This window comes from Roseovarius sp. A-2 (assembly GCF_002072155.1).
GTDB lineage: Bacteria > Pseudomonadota > Alphaproteobacteria > Rhodobacterales > Rhodobacteraceae > Roseovarius.
In genome coordinates this window covers 82,198-102,575 of the sequence record NZ_BDIY01000012.1, presented here as the reverse complement: position 1 = coordinate 102,575, position 20,378 = coordinate 82,198, and the positions used below count along the sequence as shown (strand labels likewise).

Below are 20,378 nucleotides of genomic sequence, written 5' to 3'. Positions count from 1 at the left end.
CAACATCCACGTGGGCGGCGGCAAGACCCGTGAGGAATTTGTCAGGTTCCGCACCGAACGCGATGCGCAATTGGCCATGCCTCGGCTGATCCTGCCCTCGCTTCAGGTGAACATGCGCGCAGGCGAGATGCCGACGGACCGCGACGGAAACCCGATGCTGAAAGTGCCGATCAACGCGCTCTGATTTCAGCGCAAACAACCCCAAACGGGAGGACATGCGATGCAAATTAACGAGCTAAGCGACGCGCTGTCGGTCAGCCCTCAGATCGGTACGGATGACATGCCCGCGATCCGTGATGCGGGGTACCGGGCCATCATCTGCAACCGTCCCGATGGTGAAGGGGTCGACCAGCCGAATTTCGATGAGATCGAGGCGGCGGCGAAAGCGACGGGGCTTGTAGCACGTTACCTGCCGGTGACCTCCGGCCTGGTGCGCGATGAGGACGCCGAGAGCTTTGGTGCGGCGCTGATGGAACTGCCCGGCCCGGTTCTGGCCTATTGCCGCACCGGCACACGCTCGGCCACACTCTGGTCGTTGAGCCAGGCCAAGACCCGCCCGGTGCCCGACATCCTCGCCGCGACCAATGCCGCAGGCTATGACATGGCCGGGGTCGCGCGGCGGATCGTCAATGGCGGCAAGACGCCCACCGATTCGGGCGACGCGAAGTTCGATGTGGTGATCGTGGGCGGCGGCGCGGGCGGCATTGCCGTGGCCGCGAGCCTCCGGGCGCGCAAGCCGGGACTGGAGATCGCGCTGATCGACCCGGCGGAAATCCATTACTATCAGCCCGGATGGACCATGGTTGGCGGCGGTATCTTTGCACCCGCCGAGACCGCCAAGACCATGGGCAGCCTCATTCCGCGCGGAGTGCATTGGATCAAATCCGCCGTCGCCGCGTTCGAGCCCACCGACAACGCCGTAATTCTCGATGGCTGCCGGGTTGTGAAATACGACCGCCTCGTGATCTGTCCGGGGCTCAAGCTCGATTGGGCAAAGATCGACGGGCTGGAAGAGACCCTGGGGCGCAATGGCGTCACCTCGAATTACCGCTACGATCTGGCCCCGTATACATGGGAACTGGTGCAGGGGCTGAAGACGGGCCGCGCACTTTTCACTCAGCCGCCGATGCCGATCAAATGCGCAGGCGCGCCGCAAAAGGCGCTCTATCTCTCGGCCGATCACTGGCACCGCACGGGCCGCCTCAGGGATATCGAGATCGGGTTCTGCAACGCGGGCGGGGTGCTCTTCGGGGTCAAGGATTACGTGCCCGCGCTGCAATCCTACATGGACAAATACAGCGCACGACTGAATTTCTTTCACAACCTCGTGGCGGTGGATGGCCCGGCAAGGCAGGCCACTTTCGAGGTCACAAAGCCCGATTGCACGCCGGAGTGCGTGACGCTTGATTTCGACATGATCCATGTCTGCCCGCCACAATGCGCGCCGGATTTCATCCGGGTCTCGCCACTGGCGGATGCCGCCGGATGGATCGACGTGGATCAGGCGACGCTGCGCCACAGGAGCCATGACAATATCTGGTCGCTCGGCGATGTGATGAACGCGCCCAATGCCAAGACCGCCGCTGCGGCCCGAATACAGGCCCCGGTGGTGGCCGAGAACATCGTCGCCGACATCGCGGGCCGCGAGCCGGTGGCGCAATATGACGGCTACGGCTCCTGCCCGCTGACGGTGGAGCGCGGCAAGATCGTGCTGGCCGAGTTTGGCTATGGCGGCGTGATGAAGCCCAGCTTTCCGAAGTTTCTGATTGATGGCACCAAGCCGAGCCGTCTGGCCTGGCTGCTCAAGGAAAAAATGCTACCGCCGATCTACTGGAAGGCGATGCTCAGGGGTCGCGAATGGATGGCCCGCCCCGAAAAGATCAGCGCCGGGGGGTGAGGTGCCGGCCTGCCGCTCCGCCTGACACTTCTTGATTGAAAGACCACCCCGAATGCCCCGCATTGCCCGCTACCTTCCGCCGCTCGACTGGGGGCGCAGCTATGGCCGCACCACGCTGACCAACGATCTGGTGGCGGCGGTGATCGTGACGATCATGCTGATCCCTCAATCTCTGGCCTATGCGCTGCTGGCCGGGCTGCCCGCGCAGGCGGGGATCTACGCCTCGATCGTGCCGATCATGCTCTATGCGCTCTTTGGCACCTCCCGCGCGCTGGCCGTGGGGCCGGTGGCGGTGGTGTCTCTGATGACGGCAGCGGCCATCGGGCAGGTCGCCGAGACGGGCAGCATGGGCTACGCCGCAGCGGCGTTAACGCTGGCGCTCCTGTCGGGGGCGATGCTCTTGGGGATGGGGTTGCTCAGGCTGGGCTTTGTCGCCAATTTCCTCAGCCATCCGGTGATCGCGGGGTTCATCACCGCAAGCGGGCTGCTCATCGCCACAAGCCAGCTCAAACATATCCTCGGGGTGCCTGCGGGCGGGCATACGCTGGTCGAGATGCTGCGGTCTCTGGCGGCACATCTGGGGGATGTGCATCTGGCCACGCTGGTGATCGGGACACTGGCGGCGGCGTTCCTGTTCTGGGTGCGCAAGGGGCTGAAACCCTTGTTGATGCGGATGGGACTTGCCCCGCGCGCCGCCGATATCCTCGCCAAGGCGGGACCGGTGGTAGCGGTGGCGCTGAGCACGGCAGCGGTCTGGCTGATGGGCCTCGATGCGCGCGGCGTGGCGATCGTGGGGGCGGTTCCGCAAGGACTGCCGCCGCTCACGATGCCCGATCTTTCGCCCGATCTTCTGGGCGCGTTGCTGGTGCCCGCGCTGCTCATTTCGGTGATCGGCTTTGTCGAATCGGTCTCGGTGGCGCAGACGCTGGCTGCCAAGAAACGCCAAAGGATCGACCCCGACCAGGAACTGATCGGGCTGGGGGCCGCCAATCTCGGCGCGGCTTTTACCGGGGGTTATCCGGTCACCGGGGGCTTTGCCCGCTCGGTGGTGAATTTCGATGCAGGCGCCGAGACACCCGCCGCCGGGGCGTTCACCGCCGTCGGGCTGGCCATCGCGGCGCTGGCGCTGACGCCGCTCATCTTCTTTCTGCCCAAGGCGGTGCTGGCGGCGACGATCATCGTGGCTGTCCTAACCTTGGTCGATTTTTCGATCCTTCGCAAATCCTGGGGCTATTCCAAGGCCGATTTCGCCGCCGTGCTAGCCACCATCCTGCTCACCCTCGGGATGGGGGTGGAGGCGGGAGTCTCCGCCGGGGTGCTCCTGTCGCTGGCGCTGCATCTCTACAAGACATCGCACCCGCATGTGGCCGAAGTGGGGCTGGTACCGGGCACGCAGCATTTTCGCAACATCCTGCGCCACGAGGTCAAGACCGATCCAACCCTGCTGACGCTGCGGGTGGATCAGAGCCTCTATTTCGCCAATGCGCGGTTTCTCGAGGATCTGATCCAGAACCGCATCGCCGGGGATTGCGACCTGCGTCACGTGGTGCTGATGTGCTCTGCGGTGAACGAGATCGACTTTTCGGCACTCGAAAGTCTGGAGGCGATCAATGAACGGCTCAAGACGGCGGGCATCACCCTGCATCTGAGCGAGGTAAAGGGCCCGGTGATGGACCGGCTCCGGCGCAGTCATTTCCTCGACGACGTGACAGGCCAAGTGTTTCTGTCGCAATACGACGCGTGGCGGGCTCTGACCTCGGCCCGGTGACGGTCGACTATGCTCGAAACCCGTTTATCTTGCCCGTCGCGCGGTCCATAATACCGAGCTGTGCATCCTGACCACGGGGAGGAAACGGTCTCGATCATGCTGAAACGGCTTTTCTCCTCCGTGCGCATCCGTCTTCTTGTCATCGCGCTCTTGCCGATGCTGGTCCTGCTGCCGCTTCTGCTGGGCGGCACGACCCTGCGGTGGACCAGCCGGATCGACGATCTGCTGATCACCAAGGTCAATGGCGACCTGACGATTGCCGAACAGTATCTGAAACGGTTGCTGGAGAATTCGGGCGAGCGGCTGGATGCCATCGCCAACTCCGTGGCCCTGCGCGAGGCGATGGAAACACCTCAGGCGCGGGCGGCGCTGCTGGATGCGGAGCGTGAAAGGCTCGGACTGGATTTCCTCTATCTGACCGATGACACGGCTGTGCGGGACGGGTTCGACCCGACGGGTTGGCCGGTGGTGCGCAGCGCCTTGCAGGGCCAATGGCGCAGCGCGGTGGATATTCTCTCCCGGGATCAGATGAATGCGCTCGCACCCGGCATGGCGGAACAGGCGGCGATCCGGCTGGTCGAGACGCGCGCCGCCGTGCCCACCGACCGCGCGGTCGAGGATCGCGGCATGATCATCCATTCCGCCGCCCCGATCCCCCTGCCCGACGGGCGGCCCGGCGCATTGGTGGGGGGCATGCTGCTCAACCGCAATCTCGGTTTCATCGACACGATCAACGCGCTTGTCTACCGCGACCAGAGCCTGCCCGAGGGCAGTCAGGGCACCGCGACACTGTTTCTCGACGATGTGCGCGTCTCGACCAATGTGCGCCTTTTCGAGAACGTGCGCGCGCTCGGCACGCGGGTTTCGGCCGAGGTACGGGCGCGGGTGCTGAGCGAGGGGCAGATCTGGCTCGACCGGGCCTTTGTGGTCAATGACTGGTACATCTCGGCCTATGAACCGATCTTGGACAGCCGCGGCGCGCGGGTCGGCATGCTCTATGTCGGCTTTCTGGAGACCCCCTTTCAGGCCGCCAAGACCAACACCATCATCATCCTCGCCGCCCTGTTCGTGCTGATCGCCATCCTATCGGTGCCGATCTTCCTGCGATGGGCGGGCCATATCTTTCGCCCCCTGGAGCGCATGACCCAGACCATCGCCCGGGTCGAGACGGGCGACATGGACGCGCGCAACCGCCCCGAGGCCGATACCGGCGAGATCGCGCAGGTCGCCGCCCATCTCGACACCTTACTGGACCGGATCCAGGAACGCGACCGCCAGCTGCGCGAATGGGGCGAGAGCCTGGAGCACAAGGTCGAGGAGCGCACCCGCGATCTGCGCGGGGCCACCCGCAAGCTGGAAAAGACCACCGAACGTCTGATCATGTCGGAAAAGCTGGCCGCCGTGGGCGAGATCACCGCCAGCGTCGCACATGAGATCAACAACCCCATCGCCGTCATTCAGGGTAATCTGGAGGTGGCGCGCAACACGCTCCGGCGCGAGGCCGACGCCGTGAAGACCGAGTTCGACCTGATTGACGATCAGGTCTACCGGATCAGCGCCATCGTCTCGAAACTGCTGCAATTCGCCAAGCCAGAGGAGTATTCCGGGGCAAGCAGCACGATCCACCCCGCCGAGGTGGCGCGCGATTGCATCGTGCTGACGAAGCACCAGATCGAGGCCGCGGGCGTCAGGGTCGTCCTGCGGCTCGACAGCGACCGCACGGTGCTGATGGCGCGGACCGAATTGCAGCAGGTGATCGTCAACCTGATCCTCAACGCGGTGCATGCGATGGCCGGGGGCGGCACCCTGACGATCCGGGTCTTTGACGAGGGGGCGGGCGTGGCGATTCATGTCGAGGATACCGGCCACGGCATCACGCCGGAGGTGCGCAAGCGCATATTTGATCCGTTCTACACCACCAAGCAGGCCGAGGGCACCGGCCTGGGCCTGTCGATCAGCCAGACCCTGATCACCCGCGCGGGCGGGCAATTGAGTGTCACCTCCACCCCGGGCGAGGGCAGTTGTTTTCGCATTCATCTGCCGCAAACTGCGCAGGCATAATATGGGGCTGCCGGATCATGGGGTAAGCGCTCAACTCACCTTCGGCGGCGCATCCCCGATGTCCAGACGCGCCGGTCGGCGATGACCTTGGCGAGTGCGATCACCGCCACCAAGCAGAGCAGGGATTTCGAGACGGTCTCCATCGTACCCTGGATCAGCAGCGCATGCACGACCGTGCCCGTCACGACCACCAGAACGGCCCCGGTATGCGCCAGCCGCCAACTGCGCAACCGCCATGGCCACCGGCGGCGCAGGGCGCCTAGAACCGCGGCAAGAAACACCATCCACATGGCGATGACGCCCCAGTCCGAAAATGGGGTGGGTGAGGTGAAGGTCAGCGCGTCGATGACATCCGGAGGGCTGGTGATCCAAAGGCCTGCAACATGCACGATCACCATCACCACCAGAAGTATGCCTGCCAGTCTGTGCAGGCGCCGGTTCTGTGAGAGGCCCGGCAGGTAGCCGCCGATCAGCAGGGATTGCAACAGGATGAGGACGAGACCGATCACCCCGGCGAAACCGGCCGCGATATAGATCGGGCTGCGCCAGGCCAGAAGCGGGCTTTGGCCGGCGGCGATGACCGGTATCGCGGCGGCCAGAAGCAGCGCACTCCAGATCACGATGGCGCGGATACGCGGCACGTCTTTCAACTTGCCAGATCAGGCGGGTTGCAGGACGAAATGCGCCTCGAGGCTGGTGCTGCTCGCGCTTGGCATGACGGGGCGAAGGAACACCGTCTCGAAATCGCCGCTGTCATAGGCGAGATGGCCGTGCGGCTGGCCGAAAGCGGGCACGATCTGCGGCATTTCGAGCCGGAACTGGCCGTTTTCATCGGTGAGCGTCGCGCCATGGCTGTGTGGGTCGCGTTCGTGCCCCTCGGTCGTGTGCGCCCAGATCTGGATGCGCTGACCGGGTAGCGGTGCGCCGTCGCCTGCACGGCGCACAGTGCCCGTCATCCAGAAGCCGCCGCCGCCGATTCGTTCGACGATGGGTGCATCGGGCAGGTAATTGTTCGAGCCGCCCCGCATGGTGCGAGTGGGTTCGAGCCCTGACGCGTGGGCGGGCACGATCAGGTCCGAGGCCCCGCCCCCGGCAATAGCGCAACCGGCGGCGATAAAGGCGCGGCGGGTGAAGAAACTGGTCGGCATGGCGCGTCCTTTCGTGGGTTTGAGACTCTCTGGTCGCCTATGACGCAGATTATAGGGCATCACGCGCCGATTCCGAGTCGCGGCCCTGCAAACCCGGCAAGTCTGCGTTCACAGCTTGGTGATACGCCAGCCTTTGCATCGTGTCCCGGCATCATACAACCGCAGATCAACGCCAGCAGCACGGATACCGGCAGCAAAGGCATAAATCGCCGCAAAATCCGCCCCATGCCTCTCGGCCAAGTTCGGAATGCCCAGCACAAAAAGCCTAGGTAACATTGGACATCCGGGGAATATTATCCTCATGGTGCAGAAAAATGGAGAGGATCGAAAATGGCGTTAACAGCGATTATCGAAGCGCATGGCGGACCGGAACAGTTCAAGTTGGTGGATCTCGATGTCGGGGAACCGGGCAAGGGCGAGGTCCGCATCGCTCACAAGGCTGTGGGCCTGAATTTCATTGATGTCTATCAGCGCACTGGCCTCTATCCGATGCAATTGCCCCACGCCATGGGCATGGAAGCCGCAGGCGTGATCGAGGCCGTGGGCGAAGGCGTCACCCATCTGAAGGTGGGTGATCGGGCCGCCTACGCCTCGAATCCGCCGGGTGCCTACGCCGAGGCACGTGTGATGCCCGCCGCGCAGGTCTGCCCCTTGCCCGATGGCATCTCCTTCGAGGAAGGGGCCGCGATGATGCTCAAGGGGTTGACGGTGGAGTATCTGTTTCACCGCACAACGCCTCTGACGTCGGGGGACACGGTGTTGTTTCACGCGGCGGCGGGGGGCGTGGGTCTACTGGCATGCCAATGGGCGCGCTCGGAAGGAATCACGTTGATCGGCACGGCGGGAACGGACGAAAAATGCCAACTCGCGCTGGATCACGGTGCAGCCCATTGCCTGAATTACCGCAGCGGCGATTGGGTGGCGCAGCTGCGTAGCCTGACAGACGGCAAGGGCGTCGACGTGGTGATGGATGCCGTGGGCAAGGATACGTTCGACGGATCGCTCGAGTCCCTGCGACCCTTGGGCATGATGATCTCGTTCGGAAATGCCTCGGGGCCGGTGCCGCCTTTCGACATTGGCCTTCTGGGCAAAAAGGGGTCACTCAAGATCACCCGCCCGACGCTGTTCACGCATATTGCGGATCACGCGACATGTCAGGCCATGGCGCGGCATCTGGCCGAAAAGGTGCTGGCAGGGGATGTGACAATCAATATCGGGCAGCGATTCGCGTTGCGCGATGTGGCAAAGGCGCATGAGGCGCTGGAGGCGCGCAAGACAACCGGCAGTACGATACTGGAGATCTGAGCCCGGCTTTGGGTCGTAGCACCGCGTGCACTCCCTATATTTTGGCAAAAAATCTTTACCAATCTTGTGGTCTAACGAAAACTTTCGGAATAGATAGCCACAAGACGGCATGCAACTGTATGCCTGACCGGATCACAAGCGGAGGAACGAGACATGGTGCAACGTATCGAAAAGCATGGCCTGAGGGTGGCGGAGCAACTGGCTCGCTTTGTCGATGAGAAGGCCCTTCCGAGCTCTGGGGTTTCCGGTGACGATTTCTGGTCCGGCTTCGCCACTCTGGTCGAGGAGGTGACCCCGAAGAACAAGGCTTTGCTCGCGCGGCGTGAAGAGTTGCAAAACCAAATCGACGACTGGCACATCCGCCACCGCAACCAGCCGCATGACCACGAGGCTTACAAGCGGTTCCTTGAGGAGATCGGCTATCTCGTCGAGGAAGGCCCGGATTTCGAGATCGAGACCTCGAATGTCGATCCCGAGATCGCGCTGGTGCCGGGGCCGCAACTCGTGGTGCCGGTCACCAATGCACGCTACGCGCTCAATGCCGCGAATGCCCGCTGGGGCAGCCTTTACGATTGCCTATATGGCACCGACGCGATGGGAACGCCGCCGCCGGGTGGCGGCTATGACCGGGGCCGAGGCGCGCGGGTCGTGGCGCGGGCGCGGGTGTTTCTCGACGAGGCGTTTCCGCTGGTCGGCACCAGCCATGCCGATGTGCGCCGCTACCATGTGCAGGACGGCGCGCTTGTGGTCGATGACTGCCCGCTGGCGGCACCCGAGCAATTCGCGGGCTACCGGGGCAACCCCCGCGCCCCCGATGCAATCCTGCTGCGCAATCACGGGCTGCATGTCGAACTGGTCTTTGACCGGGCGCATTTCATTGGCTGCCGCGATCAGGCGCTCTTGGCCGATGTGCGGATGGAAAGTGCCGTCACGGTGATCATGGATTGCGAGGATTCTGTCGCCTGCGTCGATGCCGAGGACAAGGTGCTTGCCTATGATAACTGGCTGGGCTTGATGCAAGGCACTCTCGAGACCACGCTAGACAAGGGCGGCAAGCGCGTCACCCGCCGTCTCAATGACGACCGCAATTATACCGCGCCGGATGGCAGCGAACTGACGCTCAAGGGGCGGGCACTGATGTGGGTGCGCAATGTCGGGCATCTGATGACCAACCCGGCCATTCTGGATGCCGAGGGCAACGAGATCTTCGAGGGGTTGATGGATGCCGCGATCACTACGCTGATCGGCATGCACGACCTAAAGCGCGACAGCGGCAATTCACTGCATGGCTCGATCTATGTGGTCAAGCCCAAGCTGCACGGCCCCGATGAGGTGGCATTCACCGACGAGATCTTCACCCGCGTCGAAGAATTTCTCGGCCTGCCGCAGCATACCGTCAAGATAGGTGTCATGGACGAGGAGCGCCGCACCTCGGTCAATCTCAAGGAATGCATCCGCGCCGCCCGGCATCGCGTGGCCTTCATCAATACCGGGTTCCTCGACCGGACCGGCGACGAGATCCATACCAGCATGGAGGCCGGGCCCTTCAGCCGTAAGGATTTCATCAAACGCAAGGCGTGGATCGGCGGCTACGAGAACCAGAATGTCGATATCGGGCTGGAATGCGGGCTCTCGGGCAAGGCACAGATCGGCAAGGGCATGTGGGCCATGCCCGACATGATGGCCGCCATGCTCGAGCAGAAGATCGAACACCCCAAGGCCGGGGCCAACTGCGCCTGGGTGCCCTCGCCCACGGCGGCCACGCTGCACGCGCTGCATTATCACAAGGTCGATGTCTTTGCCGTGCAGGACAGGCTCAAGGCTGGCGGGCGGCGGGCCTTTGTCGACACGCTGCTGGACATTCCCGTCGCCGCCTACCGCAAATGGTCGAGAGAGCAGATCATCCGGGAAGTCGAGAACAACGCGCAAGGCATCCTGGGCTATGTGGTGCGCTGGATTGATCAGGGGGTCGGCTGCTCCAAGGTGCCCGACATCAACGATATCGGCCTGATGGAGGACCGCGCCACCTGTCGCATCAGCTCTCAGCATATCGCCAACTGGCTGCATCACGGCGTGGTCAGCGAAGCAGAGGCGATGGCCGCGATGAAGAAGATGGCGCAGGTGGTGGACCGGCAGAATTCCGATGATCCGCAATATCAGCCCATGGCCCCTGGCTTTGACGGCATCGCCTTTCAAGCGGCCTGCGATCTGGTCTTCAAGGGCCGCGAACAGCCCTCGGGCTATACCGAACCAGTGCTGCACCGTCGCCGGCTGGAACTCAAGGCCGCGCAATCCTCGTAATCCCGACCGACAGGAGACAGATACCCATGGCAGAACTTTCGCTCACCCGCGCCCGCACGATCATCCGCAAGACCCTCACCAAGGGCCGCGAGGAAGGCTTCAAGCCGCTTTCGGTGGTGGTGCTCGACACCGGTGGCCATGTAAAGGCGTTCGAGCGCGAGGATGGCGCCTCGCCGGGCCGCTTCGGGATCGCGCAGGGTAAGGCCTATGGCGCGATCATGCTGGGCATTGGGGGCCGCGCGCAGATGGCGCGCGCCGAACAGCAGGCCTATTTCTTCGCGGCGATGAACGGCGTCTTTGGCGGCAAGGTCGTACCGGTGCCGGGGGGCGTTCTGGTGCGTGACAAGCGTGGCACGATCATCGGGGCTGTGGGCGTAACCGGCGACAGTTCCGACAATGACGTGATCGCCGCCGTTGCAGGGATCGAGGCCGTGGGGCTGACACCGGAAGAGTAGACGACGGCGGCGTCTATTCGATCTGCACGGACAGGATGCGCGGCTTGACCGCCCGGCATCTTGGCCCGCGTGCGTCGGACCGTATCACGCGCCGCAAGGCGACAAGCCTCGTCTGGTTCTGAAACTCCGTTTCGCGGGGGTGGACTGCATTTCAGCGGCCTGCGTCGCAGATTTTCCTTCCTATGCCCATTGGACGCGACAGTATCTTGATCAGGCAAGTTGGGTCAGACATATGGGACAGGATGAAACGCACGCTTGCGGGGTGGTTGACAAGACATTCAGGCATCGAGATTCTCGACGTTGAGCGCGTTGGCCTGGATGAATTCGCGGCGCGGCTCGACCACGTCGCCCATCAGCTTGGTAAAGAGATCGTCGGCCTCGGCCACGTCGTCGATCTTGACCTGCAAGAGCGTGCGCGCGTCCGGGTCGAGCGTGGTTTCCCAAAGCTGATCGGGGTTCATTTCGCCCAGACCCTTGTAGCGCTGCAGCGTCAGGCCCTTTTCCCCCTCCTTCAGGATCGCGTCGAGCAGGTCGAGCGGGCCGAAAATCGGCTGTGAGCGGTCCTTGCGCAGCAGTGTCGCGCGCTCGCGGTAAATGTCGCGCAACGCCTTCGTCATCTGTGACAGCCTTCGGGCGTCGCCACCGCGCAGCACCGGGCCGTCAAGCGTGCGCATTTCCTCGACCCCGCGCACCACGCGGGTCAGGCGGATGCCCTGATCCTGCGTCGGGCGGCCCTGCCAGCCGCGCTCGTATTCGTTGGAAATCATGTCGAGCCGCGTGGCCACGGTATCAGCCACGCCTTGCAGGTCACTATCGACGCGACCGGGCAGGAACGCCTCGGCGATGGCCGCCTGTTCGAGAATGTGGCGCGGATAATGCGTCGGGAACGCCTCGAGACTGCGCTTGGCCTGCCGCGCCTCTTCGACCACGCGCACGAGGTCCGGCCCGGCGATTTCCTCGCCCGACCCCAATCGCAGGGCGGCATCGGTGGTGCCCTGGTCGATCAGGTAATCCTCGAGCGAGGGGTGATCCTTGAGATAGACCTCTGACTTGCCGCGCATCACCTTGTAGAGCGGCGGTTGCGCGATATAGAGATAGCCACCCTCGATCAGTTCGGGCATCTGCCGGTAAAAGAAGGTCAGCAAGAGCGTGCGGATATGCGCGCCGTCGACATCGGCATCGGTCATGATGACGATCTTGTGGTAGCGTAGTTTCGAGATGTCGAATTCGTCCCGGCCAATGCCGGTGCCCAGCGCCATCACCAGATTGCCGATTTCCTGAGACCCCAGCATGCGGTCAAAACGCGCGCGCTCGACATTGAGGATCTTGCCGCGCAGCGGCAGAACCGCCTGCGTGCCCCGGTCGCGCCCGGTCTGGGCAGAGCCGCCGGCGCTATCGCCCTCGACGAGGAACACTTCGGTCTTGGACGGGTCTTTGCTTGAGCAATCCTTGAGCTTGCCTGCAAGGAAATTCACATCCATCGGGTTCTTGCGCCGGGTAAGTTCACGCGCCTTGCGCGCGGCCTCGCGGGCGTGGGCGGCCTCGATGATCTTGGACACGATGACCTTGGCCACCTGCGGGTTTTCCTCGAACCATTCGGCGAGTTTCTCGTTCATCAGACCCTCAACCGCCGGTCGCACCTCGGAACTCACCAGCTTGTCCTTGGTCTGGCTGGAGAATTTCGGATCGGGCACCTTGACCGAGAGCACACAAGTCAGCCCCTCACGGGCGTCGTCGCCTGTAAAGCTGACCTTTTCCTTTTTGGCGATACCGGTGGTCTGGGCATAGGCGTTGATGGTTCGGGTCAGCGCGCCGCGAAAGCCCGCCATATGGGTGCCGCCATCGCGCTGCGGGATGTTGTTGGTGAAGGGCAGCACCGTCTCGTGATAGCTGTCGTTCCACCACATCGCCACCTCGATACCGATCTCGTCGCGCTCGCCGGTGATAAAGATCGGCTCGGGCATGGCGGGGGTCTTGTGGCGGTCGAGATACTTGACGAATTCCTTGACCCCGCCCTCGTAGAACAGCTCTGATTCGAGGTGTTCGGCGGGCCGTTCGTCACGCAGGATGATCCGCACACCAGAATTGAGGAAGGCCAGTTCGCGCAGGCGCTTTTCCAGCGTATCGAAGCTGTAGTCGAGGTTCGAGAACGTCTCGGTCGAGGCGAGAAAGCGCACCTCGGTGCCCTTGCGCCCCTCGGCATCGCCCACGACGCGCAGCGGTTCGGTGGTAAAGCCGCCTTCGAACCGCGCGACATGTTCCTTGCCGCCCCGCCAGATGCGTAGTTCCAGCCATTCGGACAGCGCGTTGACCACCGAGACGCCGACGCCATGCAGACCGCCTGACACCTTGTAGGAGTTCTGGTCGAATTTACCACCCGCATGCAGCTGCGTCATGATCACCTCGGCCGCCGAGACACCTTCGCCCTCATGCATGTCCACCGGGATGCCACGGCCATTGTCGCTGACCGAGACGCTGGAATCGGCGTGGATCGTGACATTGACCGCGTCAGCGTGACCGGCCAATGCCTCGTCGATGCCGTTATCCACGACCTCGTAGACCATGTGATGCAGACCGGAGCCGTCATCGGTATCCCCGATATACATGCCGGGGCGCTTGCGGACGGCCTCCAACCCTTTGAGAACCTTGATGGAATCGGCCCCGTATTCTTCGGGCACGATGGCGGGTTCGGACATGCGCGTGTTCCTTCGTATTTTTGTGATTTTATACGTTTTATTGGGGGGAATGTCACGCCCAACCGCTATATTTTGCGGATGTCCTGCCCTCAGGTGAAGGGAATGACAAGCCCCACCAGAATCAGCAGCACACCGGAGATGATATTGGTGCGTCTGAGCGCCCCCGGCGAGGTGATGAGACCCCTGATCCGATCAACGAAGAGAGCCAGTCCGAGGTTGCAGATCAGTGGCACCGAGAAGGAAATGCCAACCACCGCCACCATGTCCCATGGCGTGATGCGCGACAAATCGAAAAACCCCGGCAGCACGCCCATGTAGAACAGCACCGCCTTGGGGTTGCCGAGGATCGCCGCAAGCCCGGCCATGAAGCCGGCCCAGATCCCGGGGCGCGTCAGGCGGCTGTCGGCACTGATCGTGCGGTCGGCATTATGAATGAGCAGCAGGCCCATGCCGACGAACATCGCAGTGGCGAGGATGCGCAACGCCAGCATGAAGCCGGAAAACACCGAGACGATCCAGGTGACCCCGAGAATGGCGAGGAACGGCCAGAGCACATCCCCCACCACCACGCCGAGCGCCAGAGGCCATGCGGCGTGAAACCCGCCCGACATCGCCCGCGCCACCAGCGCCAGCCAGACCGGGCCTGGGGTGAGAAACAGGATGAAGATGGCAAGCGCATAGAGCGCCAGATCAGGGGCGGCGAGGGTCATGGAACGTCGGGCAATGTGAGGCTGCCATCGGGGGAGAGCGGCCAGAACGGGTTCATCGCCAGTTCCCAGACATGGCCGTCGGGATCGGCGAAATAGCCCGAATAGCCGCCCCAGAACACCTTTTCCGGGGCTTTGAGCGCGGTCGCCCCGGCAGCAAGGGCGGTGGCGTAGGCGCTATCCACCTCGGCCTCAGTCATGAAGTTCTGCGCCAGCGTCATCGCGCCGGTGCCAAGCGTGGCCTCGGGGCGACCCTGATCGGAGGCGAGGTCGGATCTGCCGAACAGCCCCAGAACAAACCCGTTCATCTGGTAGAAGGCAACCTTGTCCAGCGATTCTGCCGGGGTCCAGCCAAGGGCGGCGTAAAACGCGCGCGACCGGTCGAGATCCTCGACGCCAAGGGTGATGAGGGTGACACGTTGCGGGGTCATGGGGCCTCTGCTGTGATCCGGCTGGTGCCGTCGGTGTCGGTGACGTGGACGTGTTGCGCGCGCGGGCCCAGTTCGGTGAACAGTTCCGGCCCGGTACCGGTCATCCAGGCCTGGGCCTCGAGCGCGCAGATTTCGTCATAAAGCGCCGCGCGGCGGGTGGCGTCAAGATGGGCCGCGACCTCATCCAGCAACAAAATCGGCGGTGCACCGTAATCGCGGGCGAGCGCGCGGGCGTTAGCAAGGATGAGCGAGACAAGCAGCGCCTTCTGCTCGCCGGTGGAACAGTCGGCGGCGGGCACCCCCTTGGCGGCATAGACCCCGTAGAGATCGGCGCGGTGCGGACCCACTAGAGTGCGCCCTGCAATCAGATCGCGAAACCGGCTCTCGGCCAGCGCCTCGCGCAGGTCATCCGCCCCCTCCGGCATCTCACCTTCGGTCTGGATCAGGTCCAGTTCGGCGGCGGGAAAGGCGGTTTCGGCCTGCATCTGCGCCCCCGCGATAAGGGCGAGGGCATGTTTGCGATTGGCGTGGATCTGCGCACCCGCCTCGGCCATCTGCCGCTCCAGCGCCATATACCAATGCCCGTCGCGCACCTGATCCTTGAGCAGGCGGTTGCGCTCTCGCATCGCCTTTTCATAGGCCAGCGCCGCGTCGCCGTGATCGGGCAGAAAGCTCATGGTCATCCGGTCCAGAAACCTCCTGCGCCCCTCGGCCCCCTCGATCCAGAGCCGGTCCATCGCCGGGATCAGCCACAGCACCCGGGCGATCCGGCCCAGCGCCAGTTGGGTCGCGGATTTTCCGTCGACCCGCACCTGCCGCGCCGCGCCTTCTTGCGACAGGATTTCGACCTCGTGGACGCGGGTCAGCAAGTGCACAATGCCGGTGATTTTCCAACCGAGGGCTTCGGGCCGCCGCGCCATATCCTGCGCCGCCGCGCGCCGCAAGCCGCGCCCGGGCGACAGGAGCGAGACTGCCTCGATCAGGTTGGTCTTGCCCGCACCGTTGGGGCCATGGATCGCCACGGGGCGCGCATCGAGGTTGAGACGCCCGGATTTATGCGAGCGGAAATGCGAAAGGGTCAGTTCCGACAGATAGAGGCCGGGCATTCACGACCCTTTCATCTTGCCAGAAATATCCCCGCCGGAGGCTCCGACAGATGTCACACCCGCATCGGCATGACGACATAGACCGCCGTCGTGTCATTGCCCTCGCGCATCAGCGTCGGATCGCCCGAGGAATTGAACAGGAACACGGCGTTCTCGCGGTCGACCTGGCTGGCGATTTCCAGCAGGTACTTGGCGTTGAAGCCGATCTCCAGGCGTTCATCGCCATAGGCCACGGCCAGCTCTTCCTCGGCGGCACCGCTATCGGGGGCGTTGACCGAGAGGATCAGCCGATCCTCGTCAAGCGCCAGCTTCACCGCGCGCGAGCGTTCGGAACTCACCGTCGCCACGCGGTCCACGGCCTGCGCGAATTCAGCAGCATCCACCTCCATCCGGCGGGTGTTGCCCTGCGGGATAACGCGGGTGTAATCGGGAAAGGTGCCGTCGATCACCTTGGAGGTCAGGGTGATATCGGGCGTGGCAAACCGGATCTTGGTCTCCGAGACCGAGACCGCGATCTTCATCTCGTCATCTTCCAGCAGCTTGCGCAACTCGCCGACTGTCTTGCGCGGGACGATGACGCCGGGCATCTCCGACGCCCCCTCGGGCAGGTCGGCGTCGATCCGGGCGAGGCGGTGGCCGTCTGTTGCGACGCAGCGCAGGACCTTGCCGCCATCGGCCTCGGAGACGTGCATGTAGACGCCGTTCAGGTAATAGCGGGTTTCCTCGGTGGAAATGGCGAACTTCGACTTGTCGAAAAGCCGCCGCAGTACCGGCGCGGGGGCCGAGAAATTGCTGGCATATTCCGATGATGCCATCACCGGGAAATCTTCCTTGGGAAGGGTCGCCAGGTTGAAGTTCGACCGGCCCGCCTGCACGGTAAGGCGACCGGCGCTGCCGTCATCGGCCAGCGTGACGAGGGCCCCGTCGGGCAGTTTGCGCACGATTTCGTGCAGCATCACCGCCGAGACGGTGGTGGCGCCCGCACGCTCGACCTGTGCCGGGGCCTTATCGACCACCTCGATATCGAGATCGGTAGCGCGGAAATGCACCGCGTCGCCATCGGCTTCGATCAGCACATTGGCGAGGATCGGAATAGTGTTGCGCCGCTCGACCACGGATTGTGCCTGTGCCACGGCCTTGAGCAACGTGCCGCGTTCGATGCTGAGTTTCATGCCCTCGCTCCTGTCAGGTGCCGGTCTTGCGCCGGGAGGGGCACGGTAGCAATATTCCCCTGCGGCTCAAGCGCTTTGTCGTGTTTTCGGCTGGAAATCTGGCAGCGTCAAGGGCCACAGCCCGCACGGCATGCCGCGCGGGAGGGCGTTTGCGGCGCTAAAGCCGCGCTCAGCCTTCGAGCGTACGGCGCAAAAGCTCCAGATCGTCGGCGATCTGGGCATCCTGAACGCGCAACTCCTCAATGCGCTTGACCCCGTGCATCACGGTGGTGTGGTCGCGCCCGCCGAAACGGCGACCGATCTCGGGCAGCGAGCGCGAGGTCATCTGCTTGCACAGATACATCGCCACCTGACGTGGGCGGGCGAAGGCGCGCAGGCGCTTGGGCCCGATCATGTCAGACAGGCGGATGTTGTAGTGATCGGAAACCTTGCGCTGAATCTCCTCGACAGAGACCTTGCGCTCGGAGGCGCGCAGCACGTCGGCGAGGCAGTCCTGCGTCAGTTCCAACGTGATCGGCTGGCGCACCAGCGAGGCGAAGGCAAAAAGCCGGGTCAGCGCGCCTTCCAGCACGCGGACATTGGTGCTGATCCGGTGGGCGAGGAATTCGAGCACGCCGTCATGCAGCAGCAGATCGGGATACTGTTCGCGGTGACGCTCGATCTTGGATTGCAGAATGCCGAGACGCAATTCGTAATCGGTGGGGTGCAGATCGACGACGAGGCCGCATTGCAGGCGTGACTTGATCCGGTCCTCGAGATTGGCGATCTCGCCGGGGGCGCAGTCAGCGGAAATCACGATCTGCTTGTTCTGATCGACCAGCGCATTGAAGGTGTGAAAGAACTCCTCCTGGGTGCTATCCTTGCCGGCGATGAACTGAACGTCGTCGACCATCAGGATATCGACCGAGCGGAACATCTCTTTGAAATTCATCATTTTACGGTCGCGCAGGGCCTGCACGAAACGGTACATGAACTGCTCTGCCGAGAGATAGAGTACGTTGAGCTCAGGGCTTGCGTCAGTCAACTCCCAGGCGATGGCGTGCATCAGGTGGGTCTTGCCCAGACCAACACCGCCATAGAGAAAGAGCGGATTGAAGGTGGTTGGCCCGCCTTCGGCGACGCGTTTGGCGGCAGCGTGCGCCAACTCGTTTGGCTTACCCACGACGAAGGTGTCAAAGCGGAACCGCTCGTCCAGCGGGGCGGAGGGCAGGTTACCGTCGGTCTTGCCATATGACGAGGCCGCAGAGGTCTTGGGCGCAGGTGCGGCGGACGGGCGCGCGGCGTGATTAGCGGCCACCCGGAAATTGAGACGGCGCACGTTCGGATCGACGCTGGCAATCTGATAGAGGATCAGTTCGCCGAAATGCTGCGAGACGTAATCACCGAGAAAACTGGTGGGTACTTGCAGCGTCGCGACGCCATTCGACACTTCGGCGATCTCCAGCGGCTCGATCCAGTTTCTGAAATTGCTCTGCCCGACGGATTGCTGAATCTGCTGCTTCAGCCGTCCCCATTGTTCTTGCGTCATGATACCCTATTCCGCTGCTTTCTCATCCCCGCCCGGCGGAGAATCCGCCGGCCGGTTCGCCCGTGCTGTGCGATCACCGGATGAGGGGCAAAGGTCACCCGGCACCGTTGCGCAAGGCTACGGTAGCAAGATCCTTCGACAGATCACCGCGCATCTCAAAAGCGTCGGGCAAGAGCGGCCCGTCCCAACCGGCCACTATCCCCGTCGTCTTTGAAAATACGTTTATATGGACAAAGCCAAAGCAGTAATGCTCGTTTCAAGCCAAGGCCAGATCGGTTCCATCGAGCCCATGAGTTGATGCAGCCTAGTCCCCCCAAGCGTGAATCGCAGGTCCGAAATTAGCAACGTCCCGGCCCGCTGGGCAACTGATCAATGTGCTTGACAGCGGCTTTGACAGAAAAGAATCTGGCGGCCATCGGACCGACCCGAAGAAACAAAAAGGCACCGCGCGCGGCGGTGCCTTTATCCTTCAACGGCTTAGGGGAGACCCTTAACCGAGCGCCTTGACCCGCGATGCGAGGCGCGAAATCTTGCGCGAGGCGGTGTTCTTGTGGAAGACGCCTTTGGTGACGCCGCGCATCAGTTCGGGCTGAGCGGCACGAAGGGCCGAAACTGCGGCATCTTTGTCACCCGAGGCGATCGCCTCTTCGACTTTGCGCAGATGCGTGCGAATCCGCGAACGGCGGGCTTTGTTGATTTCAAAGCGCTTTTCGTTCTGGCGTGCGCGCTTTTTGGACTGGGGTGTGTTGGCCATGTGAATCAGACCCTTTCAAGGTTTGGTAACTAGGTGTGACGCACGGATACCCAACCGGGCCCCCGATCTCCGGGGTAATGATTCTTGCCTGAGCGGGCATCACGCGCATATATGACGCGCCTTTTATCCCGATTGACGCGGAATGCAAGCCCCGGCGTCTTTATGGATCAAATACTCATCTGCGACGTCCGGTCAGGCCACCTTACTCACCCAGCTTGGCGTGAACCTCTTCGAGGTCGATCTCGCCCACGGGCATCTTGTTGGCGGGATTCTCGAAATCGTATTTGAAGACCTCGAAATCGCGTTTGTAGATCTCGCGGATCAGATGCATCGATAGGTCGTCGAAATAATCCTCGACCGGGTGGGCGCGCTTGGGTCCGTGGCCTTCGGATTCGTTGAAACGCGGGATGGTCTTGAGATTGACCTTATGCGGCGTGTCAATCGACTTGAGCACCTCTGCCATGCCATCATTGAAGGTCTCGGTCCAGAAGATCTTGTCATAGGTGCCGCCATTGACGATGAAGGTCGAGACATGACCTGACATCGCCGACCAGTGGATATCGGGCTCCATCGGACGCTTGAAGCGGATCGAGTCGCGCGCAAAAAGCAGGAAGCGCCGAAAGCTCTTGATCTGGTCGAACTCCTGTTTGCCGTCCTCGCCGCCGACTTCGATGCCGTATTTCTGGATCAGCATCGGCACCAGCTTGCCGCGATAGCGCTTGCCATTGCGCTGGATGCCGCAGATCTTGTCGAAGAAGGACGACAGGATACGGGTGTAGGGATTGCGCACGCAAGTGAAGGCATAAGAAGTATGGGTGCGCACATTGGCGTTGATCAGTTTCTGGCTGTCCTCACGCGCCCATTTGTGCAGCCCGGTGGTGGCATCGTGGATGTCGCCGTCGAAGAATTCACCGTGATCGGAGTAATACATGATCTGCCCGATGGTCGAGCAGGCGCATTTCGGCACCACGCGGTAGACCACGCTCTGGCTCTCGGTCATCCATGTTCCTGGAAACCCCATTGTCGCTGCCTCCGCACGTCCGGCCCGG

Annotated in this window: 16 protein-coding genes and 1 pseudogene; 7 read left to right on the top strand and 10 right to left on the bottom strand. The window is 62.9% G+C overall.

The window, feature by feature from the left end:
• The 4 genes and pseudogenes from BHD06_RS14270 to BHD06_RS14255 form a co-directional block, all read left to right on the top strand.
• Nucleotides 1-184, top strand: a pseudogene (locus tag BHD06_RS14270) (MBL fold metallo-hydrolase); the annotation flags it as partial.
• A gap of 36 nt (nt 185-220) precedes the next feature.
• A complete protein-coding gene (locus BHD06_RS14265) occupies nt 221-1,897 on the top strand; it encodes a bifunctional protein tyrosine phosphatase family protein/NAD(P)/FAD-dependent oxidoreductase (RefSeq protein WP_080457649.1) in 1,677 nt (558 codons plus the stop codon).
• A gap of 52 nt (nt 1,898-1,949) precedes the next feature.
• A complete protein-coding gene (locus BHD06_RS14260) occupies nt 1,950-3,665 on the top strand; it encodes a SulP family inorganic anion transporter (RefSeq protein ID WP_080457648.1) in 1,716 nt (571 codons plus the stop codon).
• A gap of 96 nt (nt 3,666-3,761) precedes the next feature.
• Entirely contained in the window at nt 3,762-5,726 is a 1,965-nt protein-coding gene (locus BHD06_RS14255) for a cache domain-containing protein (protein WP_080457647.1), read from the top strand.
• Between the two features lie 35 nt (nt 5,727-5,761).
• On the opposite strand, the gene BHD06_RS14250 is transcribed toward BHD06_RS14255, so the two are convergent.
• Both BHD06_RS14250 and BHD06_RS14245 read right to left on the bottom strand, forming a co-directional pair.
• Entirely contained in the window at nt 5,762-6,367 is a 606-nt protein-coding gene (locus BHD06_RS14250; RefSeq protein WP_080457646.1) for a ferric reductase-like transmembrane domain-containing protein, read from the bottom strand.
• An 18-nt stretch (nt 6,368-6,385) separates the two neighbouring features.
• Nucleotides 6,386-6,874, bottom strand: a complete 489-nt coding sequence (locus tag BHD06_RS14245; protein WP_080457645.1) for a twin-arginine translocation pathway signal — start codon at nt 6,872-6,874, stop codon at nt 6,386-6,388.
• Between the two features lie 330 nt (nt 6,875-7,204).
• On the opposite strand from BHD06_RS14245, the gene BHD06_RS14240 reads away from it, so the two are divergent.
• The 3 genes from BHD06_RS14240 to BHD06_RS14230 all read left to right on the top strand — a co-directional run bounded on the left by BHD06_RS14240 (nt 7,205) and on the right by BHD06_RS14230 (nt 10,935).
• The gene (locus BHD06_RS14240) at nt 7,205-8,179 is read left to right on the top strand and encodes a quinone oxidoreductase (protein ID WP_080457644.1); all 975 of its coding nucleotides are present in this window, start codon (nt 7,205-7,207) and stop codon (nt 8,177-8,179) included.
• 153 nt (nt 8,180-8,332) lie between these two features.
• Nucleotides 8,333-10,480, top strand: a complete 2,148-nt coding sequence (locus BHD06_RS14235) for a malate synthase G (protein WP_080457643.1) — start codon at nt 8,333-8,335, stop codon at nt 10,478-10,480.
• A gap of 26 nt (nt 10,481-10,506) precedes the next feature.
• Complete coding sequence (locus BHD06_RS14230) at nt 10,507-10,935, top strand: heme-binding protein (protein WP_080457642.1); 429 nt, start codon at nt 10,507-10,509, stop codon at nt 10,933-10,935.
• A gap of 278 nt (nt 10,936-11,213) precedes the next feature.
• On the opposite strand, the gene gyrB is transcribed toward BHD06_RS14230, so the two are convergent.
• From gyrB to BHD06_RS14190, 8 genes are all read right to left on the bottom strand, one after another.
• A complete protein-coding gene (gyrB, locus tag BHD06_RS14225) occupies nt 11,214-13,631 on the bottom strand; it encodes a DNA topoisomerase (ATP-hydrolyzing) subunit B (RefSeq protein ID WP_080457641.1) in 2,418 nt (805 codons plus the stop codon).
• An 89-nt stretch (nt 13,632-13,720) separates the two neighbouring features.
• Nucleotides 13,721-14,341 carry a LysE family translocator gene (locus tag BHD06_RS14220; protein WP_080457640.1) on the bottom strand — a complete coding sequence of 207 codons (621 nt, stop codon included), beginning with the start codon at nt 14,339-14,341 and terminating at the stop codon, nt 13,721-13,723.
• Nucleotides 14,338-14,769 carry a VOC family protein gene (locus BHD06_RS14215; RefSeq protein ID WP_080457639.1) on the bottom strand — a complete coding sequence of 144 codons (432 nt, stop codon included), beginning with the start codon at nt 14,767-14,769 and terminating at the stop codon, nt 14,338-14,340. The genes BHD06_RS14220 and BHD06_RS14215 overlap by 4 nt, the downstream gene beginning before the upstream one ends.
• Entirely contained in the window at nt 14,766-15,875 is a 1,110-nt protein-coding gene (recF, locus tag BHD06_RS14210; RefSeq protein WP_080457638.1) for a DNA replication/repair protein RecF, read from the bottom strand. The genes BHD06_RS14215 and recF overlap by 4 nt, the downstream gene beginning before the upstream one ends.
• 53 nt (nt 15,876-15,928) lie before the next feature.
• Entirely contained in the window at nt 15,929-17,047 is a 1,119-nt protein-coding gene (dnaN, locus tag BHD06_RS14205; RefSeq protein ID WP_080457637.1) for a DNA polymerase III subunit beta, read from the bottom strand.
• Nucleotides 17,048-17,216: 169 nt separating this feature from the next.
• The gene (gene dnaA, locus BHD06_RS14200) at nt 17,217-18,575 is read right to left on the bottom strand and encodes a chromosomal replication initiator protein DnaA (RefSeq protein WP_080457636.1); all 1,359 of its coding nucleotides are present in this window, start codon (nt 18,573-18,575) and stop codon (nt 17,217-17,219) included.
• A gap of 490 nt (nt 18,576-19,065) precedes the next feature.
• On the bottom strand, nt 19,066-19,329 hold the full coding sequence (gene rpsT / locus BHD06_RS14195; protein ID WP_080457635.1) for a 30S ribosomal protein S20: 264 nt from the start codon (nt 19,327-19,329) through the stop codon (nt 19,066-19,068).
• A 202-nt stretch (nt 19,330-19,531) separates the two neighbouring features.
• Entirely contained in the window at nt 19,532-20,350 is an 819-nt protein-coding gene (locus tag BHD06_RS14190; protein WP_080457634.1) for a sulfotransferase family protein, read from the bottom strand.
• Nucleotides 20,351-20,378 lie beyond the last annotated feature (28 nt).